5 protein-coding genes are annotated in these 4351 nt (G+C 53.1%); 1 reads left to right on the forward strand and 4 read right to left on the reverse strand.

The genetic code is table 11. From position 1 onward, the window contains the following. Positions 1-94 precede the first annotated feature (94 nt). The 4 genes from istA to AC3B8H_RS18955 form a co-directional block, all read right to left on the reverse strand. Positions 95-1120: an IS21 family transposase gene (istA, locus tag AC3B8H_RS18940; RefSeq protein ID WP_488443078.1), complete on the reverse strand. Its 1026-nt coding sequence runs from the start codon at positions 1118-1120 to the stop codon at positions 95-97. A 379-nt stretch (positions 1121-1499) separates the two neighbouring features. Then, positions 1500-3062, reverse strand: coding sequence for an IS66 family transposase (tnpC, locus tag AC3B8H_RS18945; protein WP_488443079.1), 1563 nt, complete (start codon positions 3060-3062; stop codon positions 1500-1502). A 31-nt stretch (positions 3063-3093) separates the two neighbouring features. Next, complete coding sequence (gene tnpB / locus AC3B8H_RS18950; protein ID WP_488443080.1) at positions 3094-3444, reverse strand: IS66 family insertion sequence element accessory protein TnpB; 351 nt, start codon at positions 3442-3444, stop codon at positions 3094-3096. After that, positions 3420-3827, reverse strand: coding sequence for a transposase (locus AC3B8H_RS18955; protein WP_488443081.1), 408 nt, complete (start codon positions 3825-3827; stop codon positions 3420-3422). Before AC3B8H_RS18955 ends, tnpB begins: the two co-directional genes overlap by 25 nt. A 147-nt stretch (positions 3828-3974) precedes the next feature. On the opposite strand from AC3B8H_RS18955, the gene AC3B8H_RS18960 reads away from it, so the two are divergent. Then, positions 3975-4351: response regulator (locus AC3B8H_RS18960; RefSeq protein WP_488443082.1), on the forward strand; the 377-nt coding region annotated here is incomplete at its 3' end.

Genomic DNA, 4351 nt, shown 5'->3' on the forward strand with positions numbered 1-4351 from the left:
CCAAGAACAATGCGAGGGATTGCAGTCCTTGACTTCTGACTATCCCTTGGTTCGCAAATGGAAGCTTAATCGATAATCTAACTTCTATACTGCGTCATTTTGACGCGCAGCTTTTGAGGCCGAATTTTGTGTGTGGGCCAGCAGAATGTGCAAGTTGGCGCAGTTGGTGTGCAACTTGTAGCACCATAGCCGTGCAACTAAGACTGCCAAGGGTGCGCAAGTAGCATGCGATTTCGCACGGTCTTGCTGCCAGTTCCCGGCAACGTTGAGCCAACCAAGCATTCAAACCTGTAAAGTTGTCAAACTTGGGCGTCGGGGTGAACAGCCAACTGCGGATATCACAAACCTGTTTTTCCACCTGGCCTTTCTCCCAGCCTGACTCCGGTGTACAGGCAATCGGCTCGAACAGGTAATGGTTGGCCAGCGTTAGAAAACGGCGGTTAAATTGCCGCTCTTTCCCGGAGAATATCGCATCCACGACCGTCTTCAGGTTGTCGTAGACCATGCGTTTCGGCACGCCACCGAAGAAGGCGAATGCCTGATTATGCGCGTCCAATACCATCTCCTGTGTTTCCCTCGGATAGGCGATCACGAACATCTGGCGGCTATAAGTCAGGCGGAACTGGGCCACTTTCACCACCTGTTCGACACCCGCAATCACGGCGGTTTCATGGCTCCAATCGAACTGACAGGTCTCACCGGGCGGAAAATACAACGGCACGAACACTTGCGTCACGGGTGGCGACCCTGATTGGTCTTGCTTCCAGGCTTTCACGTAACGCCGGACGGCGCAATAACCGCCGACATAACCTTCAACCTGCAAGCATTCAAATAACCGTTGTGCCGTACGGCGACGCTTTACCGGTAATCGACTATCGGCTTCCAACCATTGCTCAAGCTGATTGCGAAATGGGCCTAGCTTGGGATGGGGCTGGGATTTACGCACCGGATACACCGGTTCATCCAGCGTATGGAGATGTTTACGGATGGTGGGGCGGGATAATTTGAATTGTTTGGCCAACTCACTGACGGTCGCTTTCTCCACAAAATGCAACCGCCGAATTTCGGCGACTTCTTCCACGTCTATCACTCCAGGATTCTCCGGCAAAAAGCCGGGCATTGAACAACCTGGGATGGAAACTTTTCAACGCCCTTTTCCCCAGGACCCTGGAAAGTTTTGCACGCCGGTTAACAGTTATTTAGTGCAAAAATAACCTTGCGATACTTAATATAGAGTCGACCAGTGTCAAAAAAGAGTTTTTTCACTAACCTGTTAAATATAGAACGGTTTTGGTATCGGGCCTTCACCCCGCCTTTAAAGTTTCAGTTTTAATGTTAGCGGGGGGTAGAGCTGCCCTTCAATAAATAATAAGCTAATAATATTTTCCTGACATATTGTACTCCTCAAAATTTAGCTATTAAATAGTAAGGGACGTTGCAATCAATCGTAAGCGGTCTTTAAACCACGTTATTGATTTTCAGAACGAAGTTGTAGCAGTTTATGAGGTTTTTGGCTCGACGAGTTGCCAAGGCAGCAATGCCTCGAAGTCTTCGACGGTTTTGGCCAGAGGTAACTGACGGAACAACGCCACCAGATAGGTGTAGGGTTCGATGCCATTGGCTTTGCTGGTTTCGATGAGCGAGTAGAGGTTGGCGCTGGCCTGGGCACCGGCTACGGTGTCGCAAAATAACCAGTTGCGGCGACCGACGACAAAGGGACGGATGGCGTTTTCGCAGAGATTGTTGTCGATGGGCCAAGCACCGTTCTCGACAAAGCGAATCAGCTTCGGCCATTGCGACGAGAGATAATGCAAGGCCTTGCCCAGCAAACTGCCGGGCGTGACCCCATGCAGATGCTGTACCAGCAAGGCTTCGATTTTGGCCAACACCGGCGTGCTTAACTGATGTCTCTCTTGTCCGCGCTGTTCGGCACTCAGGTCTTTCGCCTTGGCTTCAATGGCATACAACTCGCCGATCGCGGCGATAAACTGCGTCGCCAGTTGTTCGGGTCCGCGCACGGCTTTGGGGATGGCGGCTTCTGCTTCGACAAAATAGCGGCGCGCATGCGCCCAACAGCCCAGATGAATTAATCCTCGGGCCATTGTCATGCCGTTATAGACCTCATAACCGTCGCTCATCAGGGCCACGCCGGGCTTGATGCCTTCATACAGCGGCTGCGCATGTGTGCCCCCGCGCCCCGGCGTATAGCTGAACAGTCGGATCGGTGGCCCGGAGCCTGTCATTTGCGCCCAGAGATAACTTTTCGTTTGTGCCGCTCGCCCTGATTCTTTGAGCACCTGAACAACGGTTTCGTCGCCCAAGATCAGATCGGCCTCCAGCAGATGATCGCGCAGCAAATTGATGATGGGCTGCACCGCCTGACCGACCCGCACCATGCTGGCGGCCAGGGTGGTCCGCGACAAATCACCGCCGAATCGGCTGAGTAATGTGGCTTGTCGATACAGCGGCAGGCTGTCCTGGTATTTGGCGGTGACGATCCAGGCCAAGGCCGTTTCGGTCAATAAGCCTTTGGGAATGAGGCGCGCCGGTGCCGGCGTCACGCGAATGCTGTTGTCGCAGCAGGGGCAGGCATATTTGATACGATGATGCTGGATCACCCGCACTTGCTGCGGCACGATGTCGATCTGCTCGCTGATTTCGGCGCCGATTTCCACCAGCTGGGCGCCATCATGGGCGCAAATGCGTTCGGCTTCCGGTAATTCATGGCGCACGATCTCGCGCGGCAGATGGGGGTCGAGCGGTTTGCGGCCACGCTTGTTGCGGTTGTGAGCGGCGACTTCGAGTACTTCAGGTGTGGCTTCCTCGGCAATCGGTGCCCCTTGTGGGGCTAACGCTTCGGCTTCGTTCAGGAATAGGTCGCGCTGGGCCGGATTAGCCCGCGCCTCGGACTTGGGGGCATAGAGCCGATGCAAAAAGGCATCCACGCGTTCTTTCAAACAATCCCGCTCGACCGTCACCAACCGCAGTTGATTCGCCAGCCGTTGCTGTTCGTTTAGCAGCGCCTGATAATCGTCGGAGGACAGCGTAATGGTCGTCGTCATGCCGCTATTTTACGCGATTTAACTCCTTGTTTCAGCTGGTTTTTGTATACATTCGCACGGGATGCGGCTGCATCGCCGCTAGGTCAATACCGGCTAATAACCAATGGAGTTGCTCCACCGTCAAGGTCACCACTGCCGCGTCTTTCGGCCAGCAAAATCGATCCGATTCCAACCGTTTGATCATCAGCCAGAAACCGGTACGATCCCACAGCAGCAACTTGATCCGATCCCGGCGCCGATTGCTGAACACATAGATGGCCGGCTCAAACGGATTCAAGCCTAACGCTTGCTCAACCAGCAAGGCCAAACCATTGATAGCCTTACGCCCATCGACCGGCTCTCGGTGCAGGTAGACTTTTAATCCCGGTTCGAAGCGGAACATGGCAGTTCAGCCAACGCATTCAAAAGCAACGGCAGATCGTTTAATGCAACAGACGATAGCTCAAGCTTGACGCCGTTGGGTAAGGTTACGATGATGGCTGGTTTAGTCGGCTGCTCCGCACCCAGGGCTAAAACCGGCGCAAAAGTCGGCAACGCTAATGTGCTGTTCCGTACCGAGGCGCCTGCTTCTGGGTGTAAGCCTATCCATTTACGCAGCAGATTGGCATTGATACCGTGTTCCAGCGCGACCTTGGCAACCGATTGTCCCGGTTGCAAACAGATTCGGACCAACTCCCGTTTGGCTTCCCGATCATAAAGACATCGGCCATCTCGCCCGTGGCCTGCGATCAATGGGCGCGATAGGCGAGTAGTGTGCTCCTTCATAAGTGTCCACCTGATTATAAGTGGACACTATCTTCGCGTCTTTCGAGCAACTGATATAGACGCTGTCTATAGATCGCTTACGAATTAAAGGCTAACGTAGTCGTTATTGATGACGACGAAATTTCGGCAGCATCTACCACTTGCGCGTTGGAAGGATTCTTTCAGACAGTGACCTTTATGTCCGGCGAGGAGGCTCTAGCCAGAATGGAATCTCTTCAAGCGGACGTGGTATTGTTGGACATCAAAATGCCCGGTTTAGATGGTTATGAAACCTGTCGTCGTCTGCGTGCCATGATTCCGTCGAATAAACAGCCCGCGGTCATCTTTTTGTCATCGCTGGATACCCTTGAAGATAAGTTAATTGCTTACGATGCGGGTGGCGATGATTTTCTGAGCAAAACAGTCGATCCCGATGAACTCATGCGGAAAGTGCAAACCATGTGGTTTTGGGTTAACGAGCGCAAACGTTTACAGAGCGAGCACGATTCAGCCCAACGAATGGCGATGGATTTTTTGACCAATCT

This window comes from Methylomonas sp. BG-2, assembly GCF_057766305.1.